The organism is Bradyrhizobium sp. USDA 241, from assembly GCF_049739505.1.
Lineage (GTDB): Bacteria > Pseudomonadota > Alphaproteobacteria > Rhizobiales > Xanthobacteraceae > Bradyrhizobium > Bradyrhizobium liaoningense.
Genome location: NZ_JBMGPZ010000004.1, coordinates 14,689 through 35,893, shown reverse-complemented (window position 1 = coordinate 35,893; position 21,205 = coordinate 14,689). Strand labels below are relative to the sequence as shown.

The 21,205-nt window shown below is 60.8% G+C and carries 16 protein-coding genes and 1 pseudogene; 8 read left to right on the top strand and 9 right to left on the bottom strand.

Features of this window, described 5'->3' with window-relative positions:
- The first annotated feature begins 770 nt into the window (after nucleotides 1–770).
- The 3 genes from ABIF91_RS09835 (at nucleotide 771) to ABIF91_RS09825 (ending at nucleotide 4,198) form a co-directional block, all read left to right on the top strand.
- A protein-coding gene (locus ABIF91_RS09835) for an IS3-like element ISRj2 family transposase (RefSeq protein WP_129557670.1) occupies nucleotides 771–1,900 on the top strand; the annotation gives its coding sequence in 2 pieces (ribosomal slippage) (nucleotides 771–1,023 and nucleotides 1,023–1,900; 1,131 coding nt in all).
- A gap of 1,087 nt (nucleotides 1,901–2,987) precedes the next feature.
- Entirely contained in the window at nucleotides 2,988–3,428 is a 441-nt protein-coding gene (locus tag ABIF91_RS09830; protein WP_424579122.1) for a hypothetical protein, read from the top strand.
- A 251-nt stretch (nucleotides 3,429–3,679) separates the two neighbouring features.
- Complete coding sequence (locus ABIF91_RS09825) at nucleotides 3,680–4,198, top strand: hypothetical protein (protein WP_011084803.1); 519 nt, start codon at nucleotides 3,680–3,682, stop codon at nucleotides 4,196–4,198.
- Between the two features lie 408 nt (nucleotides 4,199–4,606).
- Here the strand turns inward: ABIF91_RS09825 and hemN are convergent, their stop codons facing one another.
- The 3 genes from hemN to ABIF91_RS09810 form a co-directional block, all read right to left on the bottom strand.
- Nucleotides 4,607–5,944, bottom strand: coding sequence for an oxygen-independent coproporphyrinogen III oxidase (gene hemN / locus ABIF91_RS09820; protein WP_424579121.1), 1,338 nt, complete (start codon nucleotides 5,942–5,944; stop codon nucleotides 4,607–4,609).
- A 1,440-nt stretch (nucleotides 5,945–7,384) separates the two neighbouring features.
- The gene (locus tag ABIF91_RS09815; protein WP_011084514.1) at nucleotides 7,385–8,449 is read right to left on the bottom strand and encodes an IS630-like element ISRj1 family transposase; all 1,065 of its coding nucleotides are present in this window, start codon (nucleotides 8,447–8,449) and stop codon (nucleotides 7,385–7,387) included.
- 250 nt (nucleotides 8,450–8,699) lie between these two features.
- Nucleotides 8,700–9,416: a sulfite exporter TauE/SafE family protein gene (locus ABIF91_RS09810; protein ID WP_035682149.1), complete on the bottom strand. Its 717-nt coding sequence runs from the start codon at nucleotides 9,414–9,416 to the stop codon at nucleotides 8,700–8,702.
- Nucleotides 9,417–10,093: 677 nt separating this feature from the next.
- Between ABIF91_RS09810 and tnpA (ABIF91_RS09805) the strand changes: the two genes are divergently transcribed.
- Genes tnpA (ABIF91_RS09805) through ABIF91_RS09790 form a run of 4 tightly spaced genes read left to right on the top strand, consistent with a single transcriptional unit; the run spans nucleotide 10,094 to nucleotide 13,126 of the window.
- Nucleotides 10,094–10,516 (top strand): IS66-like element accessory protein TnpA, encoded by a 423-nt coding sequence (gene tnpA, locus ABIF91_RS09805; protein WP_424578819.1) that lies wholly within the window; start codon nucleotides 10,094–10,096, stop codon nucleotides 10,514–10,516.
- Nucleotides 10,513–10,872: an IS66 family insertion sequence element accessory protein TnpB gene (gene tnpB / locus ABIF91_RS09800; RefSeq protein WP_424579120.1), complete on the top strand. Its 360-nt coding sequence runs from the start codon at nucleotides 10,513–10,515 to the stop codon at nucleotides 10,870–10,872. The genes tnpA (ABIF91_RS09805) and tnpB (ABIF91_RS09800) overlap by 4 nt, the downstream gene beginning before the upstream one ends.
- Before the next feature lie 50 nt (nucleotides 10,873–10,922).
- On the top strand, nucleotides 10,923–11,861 hold the full coding sequence (tnpC, locus tag ABIF91_RS09795) for an IS66 family transposase (protein WP_424579119.1): 939 nt from the start codon (nucleotides 10,923–10,925) through the stop codon (nucleotides 11,859–11,861).
- A gap of 38 nt (nucleotides 11,862–11,899) precedes the next feature.
- On the top strand, nucleotides 11,900–13,126 hold the full coding sequence (locus tag ABIF91_RS09790) for an IS256 family transposase (RefSeq protein ID WP_038960272.1): 1,227 nt from the start codon (nucleotides 11,900–11,902) through the stop codon (nucleotides 13,124–13,126).
- A gap of 195 nt (nucleotides 13,127–13,321) precedes the next feature.
- Here the strand turns inward: ABIF91_RS09790 and tnpC (ABIF91_RS09785) are convergent, their stop codons facing one another.
- From tnpC (ABIF91_RS09785) to tnpA (ABIF91_RS09775), 3 genes are read right to left on the bottom strand one after another with little or no spacing between them, the layout of a single operon-like run.
- Nucleotides 13,322–14,872 (bottom strand): IS66 family transposase, encoded by a 1,551-nt coding sequence (tnpC, locus tag ABIF91_RS09785; RefSeq protein ID WP_035681142.1) that lies wholly within the window; start codon nucleotides 14,870–14,872, stop codon nucleotides 13,322–13,324.
- Nucleotides 14,873–14,922: 50 nt separating this feature from the next.
- Entirely contained in the window at nucleotides 14,923–15,279 is a 357-nt protein-coding gene (gene tnpB, locus ABIF91_RS09780; protein WP_018273742.1) for an IS66 family insertion sequence element accessory protein TnpB, read from the bottom strand.
- Nucleotides 15,276–15,698, bottom strand: a complete 423-nt coding sequence (gene tnpA / locus ABIF91_RS09775; RefSeq protein WP_424578819.1) for an IS66-like element accessory protein TnpA — start codon at nucleotides 15,696–15,698, stop codon at nucleotides 15,276–15,278. The genes tnpB (ABIF91_RS09780) and tnpA (ABIF91_RS09775) overlap by 4 nt, the downstream gene beginning before the upstream one ends.
- 751 nt (nucleotides 15,699–16,449) lie before the next feature.
- On the opposite strand from tnpA (ABIF91_RS09775), the pseudogene ABIF91_RS09770 reads away from it, so the two are divergent.
- Nucleotides 16,450–16,587: pseudogene (locus ABIF91_RS09770) on the top strand (LuxR C-terminal-related transcriptional regulator); the annotation flags it as partial.
- Between the two features lie 167 nt (nucleotides 16,588–16,754).
- Here the strand turns inward: ABIF91_RS09770 and ABIF91_RS09765 are convergent.
- From ABIF91_RS09765 to ABIF91_RS09755, 3 genes are all read right to left on the bottom strand, one after another.
- Nucleotides 16,755–18,023: an IS256 family transposase gene (locus ABIF91_RS09765; RefSeq protein WP_038952271.1), complete on the bottom strand. Its 1,269-nt coding sequence runs from the start codon at nucleotides 18,021–18,023 to the stop codon at nucleotides 16,755–16,757.
- Nucleotides 18,024–18,340: 317 nt separating this feature from the next.
- Nucleotides 18,341–19,066, bottom strand: a complete 726-nt coding sequence (locus ABIF91_RS09760) for an outer membrane protein (RefSeq protein WP_424579118.1) — start codon at nucleotides 19,064–19,066, stop codon at nucleotides 18,341–18,343.
- A gap of 615 nt (nucleotides 19,067–19,681) precedes the next feature.
- The gene (locus tag ABIF91_RS09755) at nucleotides 19,682–21,025 is read right to left on the bottom strand and encodes an IS1380-like element ISBdi2 family transposase (RefSeq protein ID WP_424578699.1); all 1,344 of its coding nucleotides are present in this window, start codon (nucleotides 21,023–21,025) and stop codon (nucleotides 19,682–19,684) included.
- Between the last annotated feature and the right edge of the window lie 180 nt (nucleotides 21,026–21,205).

Here is a 21,205-nt window from a genome sequence, read left to right as displayed (position 1 = left end):
GGGGTGGCTTCGCAACCGAATCCTACGCCGCATCAGCGCTTTACACCACGCTCGCCAGCCCTCAGGCGCACTCTTACGAATAAGACGGGCTAGCTTCGTTTGCAGGCAGCCCCCGATGCGTGGCACGCCGACGCGAAGTTGATGTCAGCGAGATCAAGATGCTGGAACCGGCTTAGGGCGACGAGTCCGGGTGCGGGGTCGCCCAAACGGTGTCGCAAGCGATGGTAGCCAGCCCGTCCTCGAAGACAGGGGCTGGCCACCTTTACGCCCGAGAGGTTCAAATTCCCCAAGGTGCTACCATTGTATGGTGGAGAAGAACTGGAGAGCACCTACCAGTACCGGTGGGGTGCCGCGCCCCGCGTGCATGTCATATTGAAGCGCTCGGCCCGCAACTGTTCGAGCTGGCTCCGCTCATAGGAGTAACCGCCGTGCCTAGGACCGATGTGGGGGCGGCAATCCAAGCATTCACGGACTACGCCCGTAGGCCAAGCCATACCCCGGCAGAAAGACACCTACGGGCCACAGCGAACTGAAGAGCAGCTGGCCGCTCGGCGATTCCGGGTTGAAGTTATCTGCTCAAAAATGGACGCGGTGGCGGAGTGCCCTCTTTCGACCTTAGCCGAATTCGAGGCGCTCAGACGCGAGATGGGAAAAGATTTTCCCCCAACGCCACCCGCTTTACAGAGCTGGCCCCGCAAATTCGGACAGTAGCTTGAGTGGATTTTCTGCCTGACAGCGGCGAGGATTCTTGCTGCGAATCAGGAGCGAAGATGACGAAGAAGAGCCGCCGGACGCATTCTCCGGCATTCAAGGCGAAGGTTGCTTTGGCTGCGGTCAAAGGCGACAAGACACTGGCGGAGCTGGCGCAACTGTTTGATGTTCATCCGAACCAGATCACGATCTGGAAAAACCAGCTCCTGGAAGGCGCCGCCGGCGTGTTTGGGCATGACAAGACATCGGCCGAGACGCCGGTCGATTTGAAGGCGTTACATGCCAAGATCGGCGAGCTGGCGTTGGAAAACGATTTTTTGTCCGGCGCGCTCACCAAGGCGGGCCTGCTGAGCGCAAAGCGATGATCGACCGCGATCATGATCTTTCTATCGTGCGCCAGGCGAAGGTCCTGAAGCTGGCTCGCAGCACGGTCTACTATGAACCTCGGCCAGTTTCGGCCGAGGACCTTGCCTTGATGCGTCGGCTCGATGAGCTGCATCTCGATTATCCCTTCGCGGGAGCGCGTATGCTGCGATCGTTGCTGCGGCGGGAGGGCGTATACGCCGGTCGCCGCCACATCGCGACGCTGATGAAGCGCATGGGGATCGAGGCGGTCTATCGTCGCCCGAACACGAGCAAGCCGGCTCCGGGTCACAAGATCTACCCGTACCTGTTGCGCGGATTGAAGATCGAGCGGCCCGACCATGCGTGGGCAATGGACATCACCTACATTCCGATGCGGCGTGGCTTCGTCTATCTCGCGGCGGTCGTCGATGTGTTCAGCCGACGGGTCCTGGCCCATCGCGTCTCGATCACAATGGAGGCGGCCTTCTGCGTCGAAGCGGTCCAGGAGGCGTTGGCGAAGCACGGCAGGCCCGAGATTTTCAACACGGATCAGGGCAGCCAGTTCACCAGCCTCGAGTTCACCGATGTGCTGCTGGACGCGAAGATCGCCATCAGCATGGACGGCAAGGGCGCCTGGCGCGACAACGTGTTTGTCGAGCGGCTCTGGCGCACGGTCAAATACGAAGAAGTATATCTCCGCGCCTACGACAGCGTGTCCGAGGCGCGAGCGTCAATTGCCAAGTATCTGGCCTTCTACAATCAGGGACGCCCTCACTCGAGCCTTGACGGGCGCACGCCCGACGAGGCTTACTTCGGCACGCAAGCTATGGTGATGGCCGCATGACCGTCGCCGACGGTTTTGTCGTCGCTCTGGTCGGGCTACGCCCTCCCGACGCAACGACAAAACCGTAAAGCCCCGCGTTCAGCATAACCCGGCAGGAATCCACTTAAATCCAGCGGGGCGCTGTCCAAACAACCGGGGCCAGCTCTGAGCAGCCCTGTCCGCATTGCCGCGCTTCTCCAAAGGCACTCCGGGACCTGCTGCTCGCGCCGGGGCAGGAGGGCGGATTGCCTGACAGATCAGGTCGATCGGGAGCTTTGCGGCCCGGTCGGAAGTCTTTCCTCTTTTGCTGGCCTGATCCACAGGGTGGTTACTAGGATCAAGTCCGCTCGCGGTTTGTGCCAGTACGGGATTGCCGACCAGACAAGCCGCTAGCGAAATGCGATAGCAAGCCCAGATTGCTTTCCCCTTGGTCTTAAATTGAAAGAAAGTGCTGCCGTAGCCGAGTATGTCCGGGGCGAGGTCGTCGCAAGAAGGCAATCACGCATGGCGTAGTTCGGGTCCATGTCTGCCGGCCATGAATATGCGGCCTGATTGGCCCGAAGTGAGCTCGCGGCGGCGTGTGGTACGCGCCTGCTTCCACATCGTCATTGCAAGCGCAGCCAAGCAATCCAGACCCCCCGCAGTGGCAGTCTGGATCGCTTCGTCGCCAGCGCTCCTCGCAATGACGAGCAAGCGGCATCGCGGCTGTCGTTTCGCGTCCGTGGGGGAGGGGGACGAGCCAGAACTCGATCTATCCGAACAGAGCCACTCAGGCTTCCTGAACCTCTCAGCTCGCGGCGCGAGGATGATCTGGTCCGAAACTTTGGTTGTGCGTGACGCCGGTGCGCCCAGAGCCAGCGGAGAGCGCTGGCTCGGCAAATGCTCACGAGCGCGCGGAGCGTTCTGTCCTGGCCGCCAAAGCGTTGCGAATGTCCACCTTGCTCACTGTGCGTCAGGCGAGTCTGGCGGTGGTGCGCATCTGCATCGAAGGCGGCTTTCTGGACCAAACGGCAGCCACCCGAAAGCAAGGCTAGCCGTGCAAGAGGCTTGGCTTCACGAAGCGTTTCATTGGTATCGTTGTCAGCGAAACACGAGACGATCGGCGGGCTTGAAGGCCGAAGAGCTTTTGGATTTGCGCGCGCGGCAACCACACCACAACATCCAACGTGATAGCCCAGGGGACCGGAGGAATCAGCCATCGAGCAGCTTTGGCGGATATCGGCGAGCAGTTGCTTTCTGCCGTCGGCGCGGCAAAAACTGTCTTGCATCCAAAACCTTGATGTGCGCGGCGTTCGTTGGTTACGCTTGCCACGTGCCCGTCATCTCGAACAACCTGCCGGAACTGGTAGTTGATCAGGTGCAATGTTTGCCGGTCCAATCGCGCCATTGCGGCTCGGCCGATCAGCCGTGGCGCTTACGTGGCGCGTCCCAGACGAGGTTGCTGGTCTGGGCAATGCGTGAGGCGGGGCTCCATCGAACACTTGCAGGAATCAGTGGACGGTTTGCATTCGTGCCGGGGCACGGTAAAAAATCTGCAAGGTTCTTCTGAATGATGAGAGAATGCTGCGCCATCGCCGACTACGACGAGAACCATTGCTCGCTGGTGGCGCTATCATTGAGCACGCGCGCAAATTGTCGCGTTGCTCAAGAAGGAGCGTTTCATAGGAGTAGGCGCAGCCGATCGGGAAGCTCACCAAGATTGATTATTGTCGACGCTGGCAGCTCCTGGAACGCGGGAGCATCGCGAGCTATCGCGTCGACAAAATAAGCCTGCTGGAACGAGATCTTGAGCGAGGGACAATGGACTTGATTGATCAAGCGGCCGCTTCAGACTTGCGGCCGCTCTTGCACGGGCCGTCAAGACGGATTCTCCCGGTTTTGGTGCTCCCGCTTATCCTCGTCGGCTCGTGTGCTGCTAGCGCCTGGCTTTGGGCTAACCTTGAAGAGCCTGTCGAGACGCCGGAAAGCAGCGAAGTCGCTTCAACGATGAGCCTGCCACCGGAGGACAGGGCATCCTTGTCCGAGATAAAGTGGGCACAGCAGAAAAATGGTGATGAGATCGCAGAACTCAACCGCCGGATCGATGCCCAGCGGGATGTCCTCAAAGGGGTCCTGGATCAGATCACCATACTGACTTCGCGGATCGATGCGCTGCAGAGTTCAACACCTGTCCCTTCTGCTGCTTCCGAGCCTCCTTTGTCGCCAGCCCGGGCTGTTTCGAGCGCCGCCAGGAAACGCTTCGGGCGGTCCAAACCACAGGGACCTGTTTCCGTCGGAGGCGCGCCAGTGATCGCCGGACCGAAGACAGCCGAGCCTTGAGTCTGGGACGCTGCAGGCGTCGTCGAGTGTCCAACTGTGCTCGAGGAGGTGGACCGTAGCTTCGCAAAGCTGCCTCCAGCCGTAAATTTCCCGAAGCTGGTGCGGGCGCCGGCGTCTCCAGCGGCACGTCGCTGAGGCCGTCACCATCATCAAGAGCAGTCAAGGGGAGGTGGGGCAGAGCCCTTTCGGCATGATCGAGCCGTGGCCCTGAACGGCGGAATCCGCTGCGCTTCTCCTTCAAATCAGCTTCCCTTTAGTCAGCCCTCCCGGTTTGAGGCCATATCTGAAAGATCGTTGTCATGACACCGCCGCTGCATCCTCGAAATCTGGCCTGTCTGCCGGAGGTGCCTCTTCAGATCATTCCGTCGCGAAGAGCTTAAATGTTTGAGATCTGCTCACATGCGCGGCTTAGTTAATAGGGATACGGTCGAGATAGGTGTCGAATGCGGCAGCAACAGCACGAACGAGAAACCGGTGTTCCTGCTTGACCCGAATGAATCCCTCTTCAATGTCCACTATCCCGTCTTCGGCGAGCATTCCCAGCCGGTCGGCCGAATTGAGAAGAGGAATTGGATCAAATCCGTGAGCAGCACAGATCGCTGGTACGTCGGCCTGGAAATCGCACATCAGACGCTCGATAATTGCGGCGCGGAGGCGATCTTCGGGGGAGAGGCAGTAGCCTTTTGAGGTTGCCGGACGACCAGCCTGAATGTGTTGGTGATAGGAAGCGGTTGCGCTCTCGTTCTGAACGTAACCCTCACGCAGACGGCCGATGGCTGACGGACCTAAGCCGATCACGGTTTTGCAGGTATCAGCCGAATAGCCCAGGGAGTTGCGGCGAAGCTGACCGGCTTTCTGCGCCAGCGCGAGCTCGTCGTTGGGCAGGGCGAAATGGTCGAGCCCGATCTGGCGGTAGCCAGCCGAGACCAGCGTATCTGCGATAGCCGCGGCTTGCTCGGCGCGGGCGAGATTATCCGGCAGCGCCGTCTCATCGATCTGGCGCTGACGTTTCATATAGGAGGGGACGTGAGCATAGCCGAAAACTGCAAGCCGGTCTGGCCGCATGGCCAGAGCCGTCCGTGTAGAGTCCACGCAAGATCGCACCGTCTGATGCGGCAGTCCGAAGAGGAGGTCGAAATTGATGCGGCTTATCCCATGCTGGCGAAGGCTTTCGACGACAGACGCCGTCTGCACCTCGCTCTGGACGCGGTTGACCGACCTCTGAACCACCCCGTCGAAGCTTTGCACGCCGATGCTCGCGCGATTGACGCCGGCCACTTGTAATGTTTCAACCATCTCGGCCGTGAACGCACGTGGGTCGATTTCTATGGCGATGGTAGCTGATTTGCTGAACGCGAAGCAGCGTCGCAGGAGTGCCATCAAGGCGAGAAAATCGGCCGGTGCAATAGTAGTCGGCGTCCCGCCGCCGAAATGCACGTCGCTTACCGGCAGCGCGCGAGGCGCTTGCTCTGCGACCAAACGTATCTCGGCATGCAGCGTCGCCAAGTACTTGCGGATCGGTCGCTCGCTGCGAGTGAGGCTTGTAGGGAAGCCGCAATACCAACAGATAGCACGACAGAACGGAACGTGGATGTATAGCGACACGGGATCGTCGGGCGGCAGCCGCCTCAACCATGTCTCACAAGTCTTGGCACCGACGGTCGCGGAGAAATCCGGCACGGTCGGGTATATGGTGTACCAAGGCAGGCGAGCGTCGCAATACTTGTTCAGGAGAGACGTCTGCAAAGCCTAACTTTCTCATGGTCGAGCGGCATAAAGCTGACCGATGCCCACTGTTATGTCTTTGCGTTATGTCAAACGCGTCTAACGGTTCCTGAGATCTGGCCTGCTCTCGACGTCACGGCCAAACGCAGCGTTGGGGGTCATGCCTGGAAGTGAGCGCCGCTCGTCCGCAATTATTCGGACGTTTATGGTGGCATATGAATTTCTACGAGGACGCTCGAATTAGCGCGGTGTACCGCGACTAGCCGTGCGCAGTATCAATCGCTCATCGGGCAGCGTCGTTTCCGCATTCCCCCTGGCGTGCTGCCTTTTTGCGACGGAAACAGGGATCTTAAAACCTCAGCAGGGCAGCTGAGCTTGTTGCTGGACTTCCGAGGAAAGGCCGACGTGGTTGCTCCGCAATCGACGGATGCGTCCCGTTCAAGGCCGGAGCGTCACGGAGATAAGTGACTTGCTAGAGCAAAGCGCGATGTGCGATTGCAGCACGTGACGCTGCGTGCGATTCAAGTCTTTTGTAGCAGCTCACGAAAAACTTTTTTGGTTTCCAGCATAAAATCAATGAGCCTCAATTCCGCCACGCTGCTTGTCTCATTGCCGCAAGCATCATCACGGATGTACTGATGATGTTGGGGTGGCCTCGGCGCACTTCACGCCCCCGGCAAAGTGCGTCGGGACGCCTTGGTTCGCCGGCGTCTCGTTCAGATCCAAATACATGTCACTAACTCACAACGAGTTGGACGTCGTGCTGATGGCAAACGCGAGCTCGGAACGATTTGCTGTACTTTCTATTCTGCTTCATCGGTTGAGGCGTTTTGTTTCTGATAACGCCGTTGCAGCTGTTGATCGGCCAGATCGCATATCTATGCAGCGAGTCTTCATTGGCGTCGCATCAATGCGATGGACCTCCAGATTCGGTTCCACATAAGTCGCCTGGTGAGGCGTCGATCATCCCGTCACAAAACATTCCTACGCTGCGAGCTGGAGGCCATGTATGCAGGAGCCGGGGTGTAAGGTTGTGCCTCATGATTACAGAAAATGGGATTCGCATCCTGGCGTTCCAGTCCATTCACACTGGATCGATAATGTGTCTGTTTCGAAAACCAATCGAGCGTGGACATCATCTTCGTAATATTCTCCATGAGGACGCAGCCCACACGCGCGCGAGAAAGGAGATTGCGCGGCCTTGCAGAAATACTATATTGAGAGTTCATCGCCCTATCGCTCCTAACCAAGTCGAATGCGCACCCTGGCGCGGTCCTCAGGGTAGTGAGAGCTTGCCGGATCGCCATCGATCAGGTGCTCTTCGTCCGGCACGCTTGATTGAAGCGTCGCGCCAGGCCATAGCCGAGATCGGCGTACGCCTCGTTTGCTCGCCCGGCCTGCCCGACGTTGATCCTGCAGGTCGATTGGAAGCGCGAATCGGATGCGATCTAGTACCCGGAATCAGAGCTGAGTGATACGGCGGCCTTTGAAACGGCGTTGACGGACCTTTTTCTTGGTCCAGACGAAGGGCTCGGCTCTGTCGTTGTATGCGTTGACGTAGGCATCGATGTGTTCCTGAAGCTGCTTGAGGCTCGTGAAGGAGGTGCCGCTGAGCGACTGCCCCTGCAAGATGGAAAACCATACTTCGACCTGATTGAGCCATGACGCACTTGTCGGCGTGAAATGAAATTGCACGTTGGGGTGGGCCTTGAGCCAGTCCTCGTTCTTTTTATGGGTGTTGAGGTTGTCGAGGATGACGTGAAGCTTGCGGTTCGGAAAAGTCGCGGTGACGCTGTTCATGAAATCGAGAAACTCGACGCGGCGCCGGCGTTTTGAATGGGTCGCGATGATCTTTCCGGTGGCGACTTCGAGCGCCGCAAACAATGTTGTGGTGCCATGCCGCTTGTAATCGTGGCTTTGGCCGGTTAAGGCGCGGCCATTGGGCAACTTCAGATAACCCTGCGCTCGCTCCAAAGCCTGGATCGAGGGCTTCTCGTCCACGCACAGCACAATGGCCTTCGCCGGCGGCGCGACATAGAGGCCGACAACATCGGCGGCTTTGGCCGTAAAGTTCGGGTCGTTGCTCTCGCACCAGGACTTGCGAGCCACCAGGTCAATCTTGTGGCTGCGCAGGAACCGCCAGACATATTGGACATCGACATCGCCCAGCGCCTCGGCCAGCAGGGGGCCGGTCCAGCGCGCAAACCCTTGCGGTGGCGGCTTATCCAGCAGCTTCAGAATCCGCTTGTCGGTCGTCTTCGTATAGATCGGCTGCTTGCCAGGCCGCGGCTTGTCTTGCAGCCCTTCAAGGCCATGGTCGGCATAGCGATGCCGCCAAAGGCTGACAATCCGCGGCTGGACCCCAACTTCCTTGGCGATCGACCGGGTGCTGCGCCCATCCGCCGCCAACAGAACTATCCGCGCCCGCTTCAAATCGCGCTGCAACGTCACCGGTGAGCGACAGCACGCCTCAAGCACCTTGCGATCTTTCCTCGAAAGGTGGACTTCTCTTGCTTCGGGTATCATCCCGACCTTGAATCACGACTCACGTTCCAAGAAAAGTGGGTACTAGTACTGACCGTCCGCCTCAGGACGATGCGGAGCGCGCTCGGATCCGCCTCACCCTCGCTCGACCCTACGGCTTTTCGCGATCGTGTTGGCGGCTTTCAGTGTTGGGCAAGGCGCTCGGACCAGGCTTGAGCCGCGGCTCGCAGAAACCTTGTACTTCGATCTGACCGCGCTGGGATCGCCCGCATGAAAGATGCGCGTTTCCACTTTAAGCACGAACCAATTGAATGCCGGCAACGAGCAGAACGGCCGCCAGTATGAATCTGATGGCTGTCTGGCTCAACCATTTCAGGCCGATTACTGCTCCAGCGACCGCCCCCGCCAGCGTGAAGATAGCGTATAGAGCCAAATCCGGAGAGGGAAATTGCCCGGTGAAAAGAGCTCCGACGAAGCCGACTGTGGAATTGGCCAGGATAAAAGGGGGTGATAGCGCGACGGTCTGCCTCGGTGATGCCCAATTCAGTGCGATGAGCGTCGGGGCGAGGAACACACCGCCGCCCACCCCAGTCAGGCCAGAAACGAGGCCAAGGACCGCGCCAATGCTCACGCTTTCCCGGAGCGGAATTTCGCCGACGCGATCGACAGCTCGTCCCCGCTGCATGATCATCACTGCGCTCGCCAGAAGAAGAACGAGTCCGGTTAGTGTTTTGTACATGTGCTCCTCGAGCACAATCAAGCCACCGGCAAGCGACGCTGGCATTGACGAAAAGAGAAGAGGGCGCAGGATTGTCCAGTCAACGACCTTGTTGCGGTTGAACAGCCAAGTAGAATAAGCCGCGACGACAATGTTGAGACCAAGCGCCGTGGGGCGCATCTCTGTCGATGACATACCAAAAAAAGCCATTAGCGAGAGGAATGCAGTCCCGCCAGCCTGGCCAACGCTCGCATATAGCAGGGAAATGATCGCGAAGGGCAGGGAAGTCATGCTTCACATATCTTGGCGACGATCTTCGCCCATTTTAGCAAGCCCATCATGATTCGTGCATCTGGTGCGGCCTAATTGTATTTCCGCTCGGGGCGGATCTAAGCGGTTCGCCGGAATCGTGCGGCCGGAGGTGTAGTCAGTTCAAGTTCCTTAGCGAGTGCCATGTGTGGACCCTCCCATCAATTGCCGAGGTTGGTAGTTGACTGGGCCCCAATAGGGGGCGTTTGAGGCCCTGAGAGGACGGCACTCGAGGGGGCGGCCGAGGTGAGCTGCCGAGGTGAGCTGCATTTGTTGCTGTAGCTTACCTCGTGCCGCAGCTCGCAATGGTACTGTCGCCTTCCCTCCCCATGTCATGAATGCTTCGAGGCACCTACCTCGCAACCAACCGTCCGCATTCGAAGTCCTTTTGCGACGATTGATTTTGGCGAAATCAACAGTTGGTATGGCACTTGCTAGTCCGATTCGGGGGCCTCTCCTTCTGGAATGCGCATGCAAAGTGTCTTCCGCATCAAACAGGTTTCGCGACTGCGCCTATCGCTTGTTGCGTTTTTGACGTGGCCCATTTCTGTCCGTTCGGTTCGTTTGTACGATAGCGGTACGACGACCCCACCTCGTTTAGGTGGACGGGATGAGCGAGACTCGCGCGTGGATTTGACAACGCGAGGGACGCTCGTTCCATGCATCAAGACAGACATCAAGACGGGCATGATGCCGCCTCCTATCAGCGGATCGAGGTGATCACAGGGGAGAGGCGACGGCGCAGTTGGAGCGATGCGGAGAAGGCGCGGATCGTGGCCGAGAGTGCCGATCCGGAGACGAGCATTTCCGAGGTGGCTCGACGCAACGGGGTGAACCGGGGACTGCTCAGTGTGTGGCGGCGCCAGGCGCGGCTCGCGTCGAGCGAAGCGCCGCAGTTCGTGCAAGTCAGGCTCCAGGCCGCCGTCGAGGCGCAGCCGAACGCGATCGATAAGGCGCATGTTCTGACGGATCCGGCCGAGCGGATCGAGGTGATGATCGCGGGCGCGACGGTGCGCGTGCCCGTCGGCGTCGACGCCGCGACGCTGGAGCGCGTGCTGGCGGCGGTGAGATCGACGCGATGATCTCTTTCGGTCCAATGGTCCGTGTGTTCGTCGCGACGCAGCCGATTGACTTTCGTAAAGGAGGCGTTCATGGCCTTGTCGCGCTGGTAGCGGAGGGATTAGGCGGCAAGCCCTACAGCGGTGACGTTTATGTCTTCCGATCGAAGCGATCGGATCGTTTGAAGCTACTGGTTTTTGACGGCTCGGGAATGGTTCTAGCGACGAAGTGGCTGGAGAATGGGGGCTTTGCCTGGCCACCTGTTCGCGAGGGTACGATGCCGGTGACGGGGGCGCAACTGGCGATGCTGATTGAAGGTCTTGCGGAGTGGTCGCGTGTGGTCCCGAAGGTGACGAAGCGGCCGACGAAGGTTGCCTGAAGCGTCTTGTTTTGCTGGCGATTGCGAGTGCGTTCGTGTAGCTCTGCGATATGGCGCTTCGCCCCGAAGATCTCCCCTCTGACCCTGCGGCTCTTGCCGAGATGGTGCTGGCTTTCGAAGGCGAGAACGATGATCTGCGCGCAGAGATCGCCACGTTGAAGAGCCTGATCTTCGGCGCACGATCGGAGCGCGCGGCGATCGTCTGCGCCGAACAGATCGCGTTTGATCTGGAACGGACCGCCGGCTCACAGCTCCCGGCCAATGACGACAAACCGGACGCGCCGCGGCCGGAGCGGCGCAAAGCGAAGCGCAACATCGGCGCGCTGCCGGCGCATCTGCCTCGGGTCGAGCGGGTGATCGAGCCGGCGTCCACGCTGTGCCCGTGCTGCACGGGGCAGATGCATCGGATCGGCGAGGAGAGCAGCGAAGCGCTCGATCGGGTTCCCGCGTGGCTGCGCGTGCTCCGCACGATCCGTCCAAAATACGCCTGCCGCTCCTGTGAGGGCCCGATTGTCCAGGCCCCGGCACCGGCGCGGCTCGTCGAGGGCGGCATGGCAACGACGGCGCTGATCGCGCATATCGCCGCGGCCAAATATGCCTGGCAATCGACGCTCTATCGCCAGACGCAGATCCTGGCGGGTCAGGGTGTCGTCGTCGACCGTCAGACGCTGGCGCGCTGGATGGGGAGCGCGGCGTGGCTGGTCAGGGGCCTCTACGATCTGCAACTGAAGACTATGCACGGCTTCGAGCGGCTGTTCTGCGACGAGACGCCGATGCCAGTGCTCGATCCGGGACGCGGCCGCACGAGGATCTGCCAGTTCTGGGCGCACGCGACGGACGATCGGGCGTGGAAGGGGCCGGCGCCGCCGGCGGTCGCCTACGTGTTCGCAGGTGGTCGCGGCAAAAAGGAGATCGTGGCGCAGTTAGCCGGCTTCGAAGGCGTGCTGCAAGTCGACGGCTATGCCGAGGGTGTCAGTAACTCGGTGTAAGATGGTTTCTGTGAGTTTACCTTTGACAGGAGACTCACATGGCTACGGATTTTTCACCTGAGATTTTGGACCAGCTTCTTGCCGGGGGCAGCCTCAAGCCAGAAGACTTAGCCGGCGAAGACGGGCTTTTCAGACGACTGAAGAAGGCGCTTCTGGAGCGCGCACTGGGTGCGGAGCTGACCCACCACCTTGGCTATGAGAAGGGCGACCCGGCGGGCCGCGGGTCGGGCAACAGCCGCAACGGCACAAGCAGCAAAGCGCTGTTGACGGACGACGGCGAGATCGAGATCGAGGTGCCGCGCGACCGCGCCGGCACGTTCGAACCGGTGATCGTCGCGAAGGGCCAGACCCGCTTCGACGGCTTCGACGAGAAGATCATCAGTCTCTACGGGCGGGGCATGACGGTACGGGAGATCCAGGGCCATCTGGCCGAGCTCTACGGCACCGAGGTGTCCCCCGATCTGATCAGCAAGGTCACCGACGCGATTCTCGACGAGGTCCGCGAATGGCAGAGCCGGCCGCTGGAAGCGATCTATCCGGTGGTCTTCTTCGACGCGCTCAGGGTCAAGATTCGCGATGAGGGGATGGTCAAGAACAAGGCAGTCTACGTCGTGCTGGGCATCACTGCATCGGGCGAGAAAGACGTGCTCGGGCTTTGGATCGAGCAAACCGAAGGCGCCAAATTCTGGCTCAAGGTCATGAACGATCTGAGGAACCGCGGCGTCGCCGACATCCTGATCGCCGTCGTCGACGGTCTGAAGGGCTTTCCCGAGGCGATCAACAGCGTCTTTCCCAAGGCGATGGTCCAGACCTGCATCGTGCATTTGATCCGCAACAGCCTATCCTTCGTGTCCTGGAAGGATCGCAAGGCGATCCTTCCCTCGATCAAGGCGATCTATCATGCCGAGAATGCCGACGCCGCTCTGCTCAGGCTCGAGGACTTCGAAGCCGAGTGGGGCAAGCGCTATCCCGCGATCGGGGCGGCCTGGCGCCGGGCGTGGGAGCACGTCATTCCGTTCTTCGCCTTCGCGCCGGAGATACGCAAAATGATCTATACCACCAACGCGGTCGAGGCGCTGAACCGTTCGCTGCGCAAGATCATCAAAACACGCGGCAGCTTCCCCAACGACGAGGCGGCGATGAAGCTGCTTTACCTCGCCATCAGAAATGCCGGCATCCATTGGCGACGACCGGTTGCATGGACGGCCGCAATGGGCCAGTTTGCCATCCAGTTCGGCGAGCGCTTTGCAGGCTCAGCGGACTGACCCCATGGGGTCAGTCCGCTGACCCCGCAAACCCCTCACAGAGACGCTCTTACACAAAACTTCTGACACTCCCGCTATGCCGCCTACGCCTCGCGCGCTTGCTGATCCATTGCCCGAGCCGTTCGAACGACATGGCATAGTCCGCCATCGTCGTCTTGCGTGCTTTTCGCGTTCCCCGCCCTTGCTTCGGCTTCGTCATGCCACGGCCCGCTTTTCGGCTTCGCGTGCGGCCTTCCAGTTCCAGGCCAGAAGTTCGTGAAGCTGGTTGGTCTTCGTGGCGCCGCTCACCATGCGATCGAGAACGTCGACGAGATACGCCTCGGGGTCGAGGCCATTCAATTTCGCTGTGTTAAGAAGCGAAGCGAGTATCGCCCAGGTCTCGCCCCCGCCTTCGTCACCACTGAACAACGAGTTCTTTTTTCCGATCGCAATTGGCCTGATCGATCGTTCGACCGTGTTGGTGTCCGGCTCGAGCCGCCCGTCATCCAGGAACGTCGTCAGGCCCTGCCAGCGTTCGAGCATGTAGTCGATCGCCTTGATGAGCGTCGAGCGGCGGGAGATCCCGTCCTTCACCGCGATCAGACGGGCCCTCAACGCCTCCATCAGCGGCTTCGTCTCGGCCTGTCGCGTCGCGCGGCGTTCCCCAGCATCGAGACCGCGGATCCTCTCCTCGATCGCGTAGACGGCCGCAATGCGCTCGATGACCTCCGCGGCGAAGGGTGAGTTCGTCGTCTTGTGCACCCTCACGAAGTTGCGGCGCGCGTGAACGAGACAATACGCCAGCTGGATCTGGCCCGACATCATCGCATCGCCCGCCAGCGAGGCGTAGGCGGCATAGCCGTCGACTTGCAGCACGCCTTCGAAGCCGGCTAACTGCGCCACGATCTCCTTTTTGCCGCGACCACCTGCGAACACGTAGGCGACCGCCGGCGGCGCCGGCCCCTTCCACGCCCGATCGTCCGTCGCGTGCGCCCAGAACTGGCAGATCCTCGTGCGGCCGCGTCCCGGATCGAGCACTGGCATCGGCGTCTCGTCGCAGAACAGCCGCTCGAAGCCGTGCATAGTCTTCAGTTGCAGATCGTAGAGGCCCCTGACCAGCCACGCCGCGCTCCCCATCCAGCGCGCCAGCGTCTGACGGTCGACGACGACACCCTGACCCGCCAGGATCTGCGTCTGGCGATAGAGCGTCGATTGCCAGGCATATTTGGCCGCGGCGATATGCGCGATCAGCGCCGTCGTTGCCATGCCGCCCTCGACGAGCCGCGCCGGTGCCGGGGCCTGGACAATCGGGCCCTCACAGGAGCGGCAGGCGTATTTTGGACGGATCGTGCGGAGCACGCGCAGCCACGCGGGAACCCGATCGAGCGCTTCGCTGCTCTCCTCGCCGATCCGATGCATCTGACCCGTGCAGCACGGGCACAGCGTGGACGCCGGCTCGATCACCCGCTCGACCCGAGGCAGATGCGCCGGCAGCGCGCCGATGTTGCGCTTCGCTTTGCGCCGCTCCGGCCGCGGCGCGTCCGGTTTGTCGTCATTGGCCGGGAGCTGTGAGCCGGCGGTCCGTTCCAGATCAAACGCGATCTGTTCGGCGCAGACGATCGCCGCGCGCTCCGATCGTGCGCCGAAGATCAGGCTCTTCAACGTGGCGATCTCTGCGCGCAGATCATCGTTCTCGCCTTCGAAAGCCAGCACCATCTCGGCAAGAGCCGCAGGGTCAGAGGGGAGATCTTCGGGGCGAAGCGCCATATCGCAGAGCTACACGAACGCACTCGCAATCGCCAGCAAAACAAGACGCTTCAGGCAACCTTCGTCGGCCGCTTCGTCACCTTCGGGACCACACGCGACCACTCCGCAAGACCTTCAATCAGCATCGCCAGTTGCGCCCCCGTCACCGGCATCGTACCCTCGCGAACAGGTGGCCAGGCAAAGCCCCCATTCTCCAGCCACTTCGTCGCTAGAACCATTCCCGAGCCGTCAAAAACCAGTAGCTTCAAACGATCCGATCGCTTCGATCGGAAGACATAAACGTCACCGCTGTAGGGCTTGCCGCCTAATCCCTCCGCTACCAGCGCGACAAGGCCATGAACGCCTTTACGAAAGTCAATCGGCTGCGTCGCGACGAACACACGGACCATTGGACCGAAAGAGATCATCGCGTCGATCTCACCGCCGCCAGCACGCGCTCCAGCGTCGCGGCGTCGACGCCGACGGGCACGCGCACCGTCGCGCCCGCGATCATCACCTCGATCCGCTCGGCCGGATCCGTCAGAACATGCGCCTTATCGATCGCGTTCGGCTGCGCCTCGACGGCGGCCTGGAGCCTGACTTGCACGAACTGCGGCGCTTCGCTCGACGCGAGCCGCGCCTGGCGCCGCCACACACTGAGCAGTCCCCGGTTCACCCCGTTGCGTCGAGCCACCTCGGAAATGCTCGTCTCCGGATCGGCACTCTCGGCCACGATCCGCGCCTTCTCCGCATCGCTCCAACTGCGCCGTCGCCTCTCCCCTGTGATCACCTCGATCCGCTGATAGGAGGCGGCATCATGCCCGTCTTGATGTCTGTCTTGATGCATGGAACGAGCGTCCCTCGCGTTGTCAAATCCACGCGCGAGTCTCGCTCATCCCGTCCACCTAAACGAGGTGGGGTCGTCGTACCGCTATCGTTTGTACCGGGCCTGCCGGACGGGCCCGATGAAATGCCGGACAACGATGCGGGGAGTATGGCGTCTGCATCGGATCTTCCGTGCAGCTCATCGATCGCGTCACCCGACGCTGTCACACGCCGAGAATCAGCGACAGGTTAGCGATGGATGATTCGCAAGATTGGGAAAAAAGATGACACTTCTGTTGTCTTCATCTCAAAGCAGGGAATTGGTACTGACAAGACGCAGATCGAGTCTCGCACTGAAAGGTGCGTGCTCTACCTTACGTGTAGTTCAGAGCCCAAGATCTCCTCGTGCTCGCCCGAGAGACAAAGCGAAGCACCGTTCGGACGCGACTGCGTTTTCTCGCCATGCAAGCTAAACCGACCCAAGCATCAGCCGTGCGTGCGCTCGGTTCTTGTCGCCAGCACAGTCCCGGGGCCCTCGGCCCTTCTATCACTGCCGGCATGAGTAAGATGGAGCATCCTTGTGTTCGCATGGAGTCGATCCGCACGGACGACAGGCGATGATCTCCGAGTTCGCCAGCTCGCCATCAGCGAGCACTTTGTCGATCGCCTCGGAGCAAGGATGATGACGCTATTCGGTTGTTTGACGATGCGATCATCCTGGCGCAGTCGCCGGCAGAGCAACGAATGCGGCCAATGGCGTCAGAGAAGGAAAATCGTTATGGGAAATTGGGATGATCCTGGAAATCAGCGAGAATGCAGTCAATTTTCATGTCAAGAATACGATGGGAAAGCTGGGTGCGACCAGCCGGATTCAAGCAGTCGCGATAGCTATTCGCCTCGATGTTCTTTGAATTCAATTGAGGAACGACCGCCAACTGTCACATCTTTGGCTTCCAGCTTCTGGCAAGTTGAGCACGGTGCTTTCGGTGAACTCGCAGATATAACCCTCCTTTGGGCAAGTCTGCATCTCGCGCTGGGTGAGGTTGAGCTATGGCTGATTTTGGGTGACGCGGCCTGATCAGGCGGCGTGGCTTTCAGTGTTCGGAATGACTTCGATTCCGTCGATGAACTTTACACCGGCGATGACTTTCGGCAACTGGTTCGTGCTCTTCAATCGCCGCCAGGTCTTCGATGCGGCGTCGATGAGCTTGAACACCATCAGCTTCGCAGTTTGTTGCGACAGCGATCCCTTGGTCCGCACCGTTCGGTGGCGCACCGTGGCGAAGACGCTCTCGATCGGGTTCGAGCTGCGTAGGTGGATCCAGTGCTCAGCAGGGAAGTCGAAGAAGGCGAGCAGCGCATGGCGATCCTTGATCAGGCACTCCACCGCACGTCCGTATTTGACGTGGTATTTCTCGACGAAGACGTCGATCGCGGTTTCAGCTTCGGCCCGGTGTGGGGCCAGATAGATGTTCCGCAGGTCGTTCTTCATGGGGCCCTGCACGGATTTGGCGACCTTGTCGAGTACGTTGCTCACTTTATGGCACCAGCATCGTTGGTGCCGCGTGCCGGGAAAGGCCTCGTCCAGTGCCTTCCAGAAGCCGAGGGCGCCGTCGCCGATGGCGAGTTGCGGGGCAATCCGTAACCCGCGTTGCCGCAGGTCGATCAGGAGTTCGCGCCAGCTCTGCGCGCTCTCGCGCACGCCGACCTGGAAGCCGATCAGCTCCTTCTTGCCTTCCGGCGTGGTGCCAATCAGCACCAGCATGCATTCGCTGTGATCTTCCATGCGGGCCTGCAGGTACACGCCATCGGCCCAGATGTAGACATAGCGACGCGCCGACAGATCGCGTCTCTGCCAGCGTTCGTACTCGACCTGCCAATCGGCCTTCAGGCCGGCGATCACCGAAGGCGACAGGTTCGGCGCATCCTTGCCGAGCAGCGCCGAGAGCGCCTCCTGGAAGTCGCCGGTCGAGATGCCGCGCAAATAGAGGACCGGGATCAAGGCATCCAGGCTCTTCGTCCGCCGCGCCCATAGCGGCAGGATTGCCGAACTGAAGCGGAGGCGGTCGCCTGGCCCGCTCGCTCCGCGGTCGCGGACCTTGGGACGAGCGACCTCCACCGGACCGATGCCGGTCGCAATCTCGCGCACCGGACCGTGCCCATGTCGGACCAGGCGCGCTCGACCGTCGGGCAGCGTCAGATTGGCCGTGCTGGCCAGAAACGCGCCAACCTCGATCTCGATCGCCCTGGCAAGCAGGTCCCGCGCGCCGGCACGAACGATATCGGTCAGTGGATCATCAACCGCGGACGGCTGACGGAAAGCAAGAACATTGGTAGTCTCGGTCATGGCGTATCGCTCTCCTCGAGAGGTTCTGGCAGGCTCGTCACCCGCCTCGATACGCCGCCTTCCTCACACCGTCATCACCCAGATTCCGCCATAGCTCGGTGAGTCTGGGGCTTCGTAAGGTCGGTAAGATGTGGAATCGGCCGATCTAATGCTCACTGGTCGGAGCATGGCTCTCTCCACCAGCGGGTGATTCTTTGCTCAGATGAGCCCGCACCGCTTGCTCGGGACGTCGGACAGGGGTTTAGGGAGAGGAACAGCTGAGGAAAGAACCCCGACCGCGGGCCGGGGTCCCGATTCATCCAAACGCGTGGAGATCTTTATCTGGCGAACGGCCAGCCAAACTTGTAGTTGAGCCGTGCCGTGATGAGATCGACGTCCTGGTGCGCGCGATCCGCGCCAAGGGCCGCTGGGAAGCTTATGTTGCTGCGCTGCATGAACAAGTGGTTATACTCGACGCCCGCTGACCAGTTCGGCGTGAGGCTGACTTCGGCACCGGCGCCCAGCACGCCACCCCAACGCACATCATTGTTTTTGCCAAGCTCGGTGCCGGTTGCCACCGAGTTGACGTAATAGGTGTTGCTGGTCACCGCAGCACCGCCCTTGCCATAAAGGAGCACAGCATTGAACGCGTATCCGATATGGCCCGTGAGTAGGCCGAATGCATCTGTCGTGGTGCCAACGGTGTCTGTCGGGAAGGCGGTGCTGACATTGGAGCCGCGGAAGTCGGCCCAGTTGCCCTGGCCTTCGAGGCCGTACACCATGTTGAAGATTTGCCAACGATAGCCGATCTGGCCGCCAACGGTACCGCCAGTCGAATTATGGCAGCCCGCGGAAGTGATGCCATTGAAATCCCAGCAATTGTGGCTCGTTCCCCAGCCACCGTTTGCGCCCATATAGTAGCCGGACCAATCGATAATCGGGGCCGCGACCGGCAGCGGTGCCGCCTTGACCTTGACGGGCTGCCCGGCCAGATCCGTGCCGAATGAGGGGGCGGCCGCACAGAGTGCGCCGATGCATGCAGTCAGAATAAGAATCTTTTTCATTCGCGTGTTGTTTCCTTTAGGTGCCCCAGGCACCGTGCCGTTTAACAACATGAACGCGAATTGCTGTAACTGGCGCACAACATGTCTTGGAAAGAAACGTGCCCAATCGCCCGCGGCGTCAGATTGCGGAGCTCGCGGTTTCCGCTGCTTTGCTTCTACCGAGACGCTGTGGCTCGGCAGTGGTCGCCTCGCGCGGATCATCCTCTTTGAAAATGATCGTTCATGATCACCTGCGACGCGGAGCAAAGCCAAAAGGTGTTCGGCTCCTTCCGTCGCTAAGCTGCGGCAACGCCCAGCCGCACTTACAGTACTGGATCGATGGCACGCCTCAGGCGCTTAAGGTCATTCTTCCGGCAACACGGACGTGCTATCGCTTGCAATCGCGAGCAACGCGATGCCGATCGATTGCAGGCTCGATCGCTTTGGCTCTGGAACGACCACAAGTCTAGCCCGTCCTATTCGTGAGAGTGCGGCTTTTGGGCCCGATTGATGCGGCCGCACATCTTGTCTGACGAGGCGCACAGGATTGCCTTCGGCTTTTCGCCGCCTGACGACCGGTACTTTGCAACGCGCTTGAGGGATGGGTTGGGCGAACGGGGGCGGACGCCCCGCCGGTCAAGGACCGAGCGGCAGCAGCGCGCCGGGCAAGCCGCAGATCAGGTCGGCTTCGGGACATGCCGCGGCAAACGCAAGGCGAATGCGGCTCGTGGTCTCGACGACACGGGCGGCGATTTTCAAGAGCCGAAGACGCAGCGTCGCGAACTCGGCAGCGGCCAATTCCCGGACTTTGGGAATGGCGTCGCGCACGGTCAGCATCAGCCAATAAGCGGCCGTATGGAGCACGAGACGGACCTGGTTGGCGAGCGCCGAACGGCAGCTGGTGCGGTCGGAGGCGAGCTGCGTCTTATGCAGCTTGATCAGATTCTCGGCTTGGCCGCGCGCGCAATACAGGCTGTCGTAGATCCACTCGGCCGAGCCGACATCGAGGCTGGTGACGACGAAACGGATGTCGAGGCCGAGCATCGTCGCCTCAATACGGGCGACGGTGCGCCGTTCGCGATCCCAGGACTTTGCCTTGTGGCGCGTCTCGGTATAGCCACGCAGAACCGGCAGGTTCTCGATGGCGCGTCGGGTGCGGATGTCGTCGGCGACCTCGTCGACTTTTCTGGCGAGAGGCTTGGTGCCGGACAGACCGAAGATGTAGTCGATGCCGTTGGTCTCGCACCACGCCATGGCCTCCGGCCGGGCATAGTGCCCGTCGCCACGGAACGTAATTCGCGTGTTGTGCCACCGCGTGCGGATATGCCGTACCAGGCGGCGCAGAAGGGCACGCACCTCGACGCCGCCCGGCGTCTTGCCGGGCCTCAGCACGACCGCCACGGGACGGCTCTTCTCCGTGTCGTAGACGTGGATCGGCAGGAAGCAGCGTTCGTCATAATGAGCGTTGAACAGCGAGAGCTGCTGATGGCCGTGGACGACATCGCAGGTATCATCGATGTCGAGCGTGACGGATGCCGGCTCGCGCGGGTAGCTATCCATCCATGCGTCGACCAAAATGTAGGTCAGTCGGATCACGTCGCGCAGGCGCGGAGCATTCTCCAGCCGCGACAGCGTCGGTTGGGAACACAGATCGCGGCCCGTGTCCGGCAGCCGTCCGCAGGCCAGCTTGAATGCGGGATCGGACCGCAGATGATCGAGGTCGTCGGCGTCCTCGTAGCCGCAGCAGATCGCGAACATGCGCGCGCGGAACATATCGACAAGGCTGTGCACGACCCGCGTCGGATCGCGCCGATCCGGGAACACCCGGGCCAGATTGTCGGCCAAGCCGAGACGCCGCTCGGCCATCGCCAGAAGCATCACGCCCCCGTTCGAGGTCAGGCGACCGCCATCGAAGGCAGCTGTGACTTTCTTGGCGTGAACGGCTGGAAACGAGAAGGGCGGAATCGTATCGTCGGTCATGGCGGGCGTGGCGTTCGCGGTTGAAGGTGATGGGGTGGCTTCGCAACCGAATCCTACGCCGCATCAGCGCTTTACACCACGCTCGCCAGCCCTCAGGCGCACTCTTACGAATAAGACGGGCTAGCTCGATGGTCCGTCAACTTCGACCTTGATTGATGGGTCGGGAAGCCCACTGCGTGC

Excerpts from the sequence above, each read along its gene's own strand:
- tnpB (WP_424579120.1), top strand. The coding sequence starts at position 10,513 with ATGATCTCTTTCGGTCCAATGGTCCGTGTGTTCGTCGCGACGCAGCCG.
- ABIF91_RS09810 (WP_035682149.1), bottom strand. The coding sequence starts at position 9,416 with ATGACTTCCCTGCCCTTCGCGATCATTTCCCTGCTATATGCGAGCGTT.
- ABIF91_RS09825 (WP_011084803.1), top strand. The coding sequence starts at position 3,680 with ATGGACTTGATTGATCAAGCGGCCGCTTCAGACTTGCGGCCGCTCTTG.
- tnpA (WP_424578819.1), bottom strand. The coding sequence starts at position 15,698 with ATGCATCAAGACAGACATCAAGACGGGCATGATGCCGCCTCCTATCAG.
- ABIF91_RS09790 (WP_038960272.1), top strand. The coding sequence starts at position 11,900 with ATGGCTACGGATTTTTCACCTGAGATTTTGGACCAGCTTCTTGCCGGG.
- tnpA (WP_424578819.1), top strand. The coding sequence starts at position 10,094 with ATGCATCAAGACAGACATCAAGACGGGCATGATGCCGCCTCCTATCAG.
- tnpB (WP_018273742.1), bottom strand. The coding sequence starts at position 15,279 with ATGATCTCTTTCGGTCCAATGGTCCGTGTGTTCGTCGCGACGCAGCCG.
- ABIF91_RS09755 (WP_424578699.1), bottom strand. The coding sequence starts at position 21,025 with ATGACCGACGATACGATTCCGCCCTTCTCGTTTCCAGCCGTTCACGCC.
- tnpC (WP_035681142.1), bottom strand. The coding sequence starts at position 14,872 with ATGGCGCTTCGCCCCGAAGATCTCCCCTCTGACCCTGCGGCTCTTGCC.
- ABIF91_RS09760 (WP_424579118.1), bottom strand. The coding sequence starts at position 19,066 with ATGAAAAAGATTCTTATTCTGACTGCATGCATCGGCGCACTCTGTGCG.
- tnpC (WP_424579119.1), top strand. The coding sequence starts at position 10,923 with ATGGCGCTTCGCCCCGAAGATCTCCCCTCTGACCCTGCGGCTCTTGCC.
- ABIF91_RS09765 (WP_038952271.1), bottom strand. The coding sequence starts at position 18,023 with ATGACCGAGACTACCAATGTTCTTGCTTTCCGTCAGCCGTCCGCGGTT.
- ABIF91_RS09815 (WP_011084514.1), bottom strand. The coding sequence starts at position 8,449 with ATGATACCCGAAGCAAGAGAAGTCCACCTTTCGAGGAAAGATCGCAAG.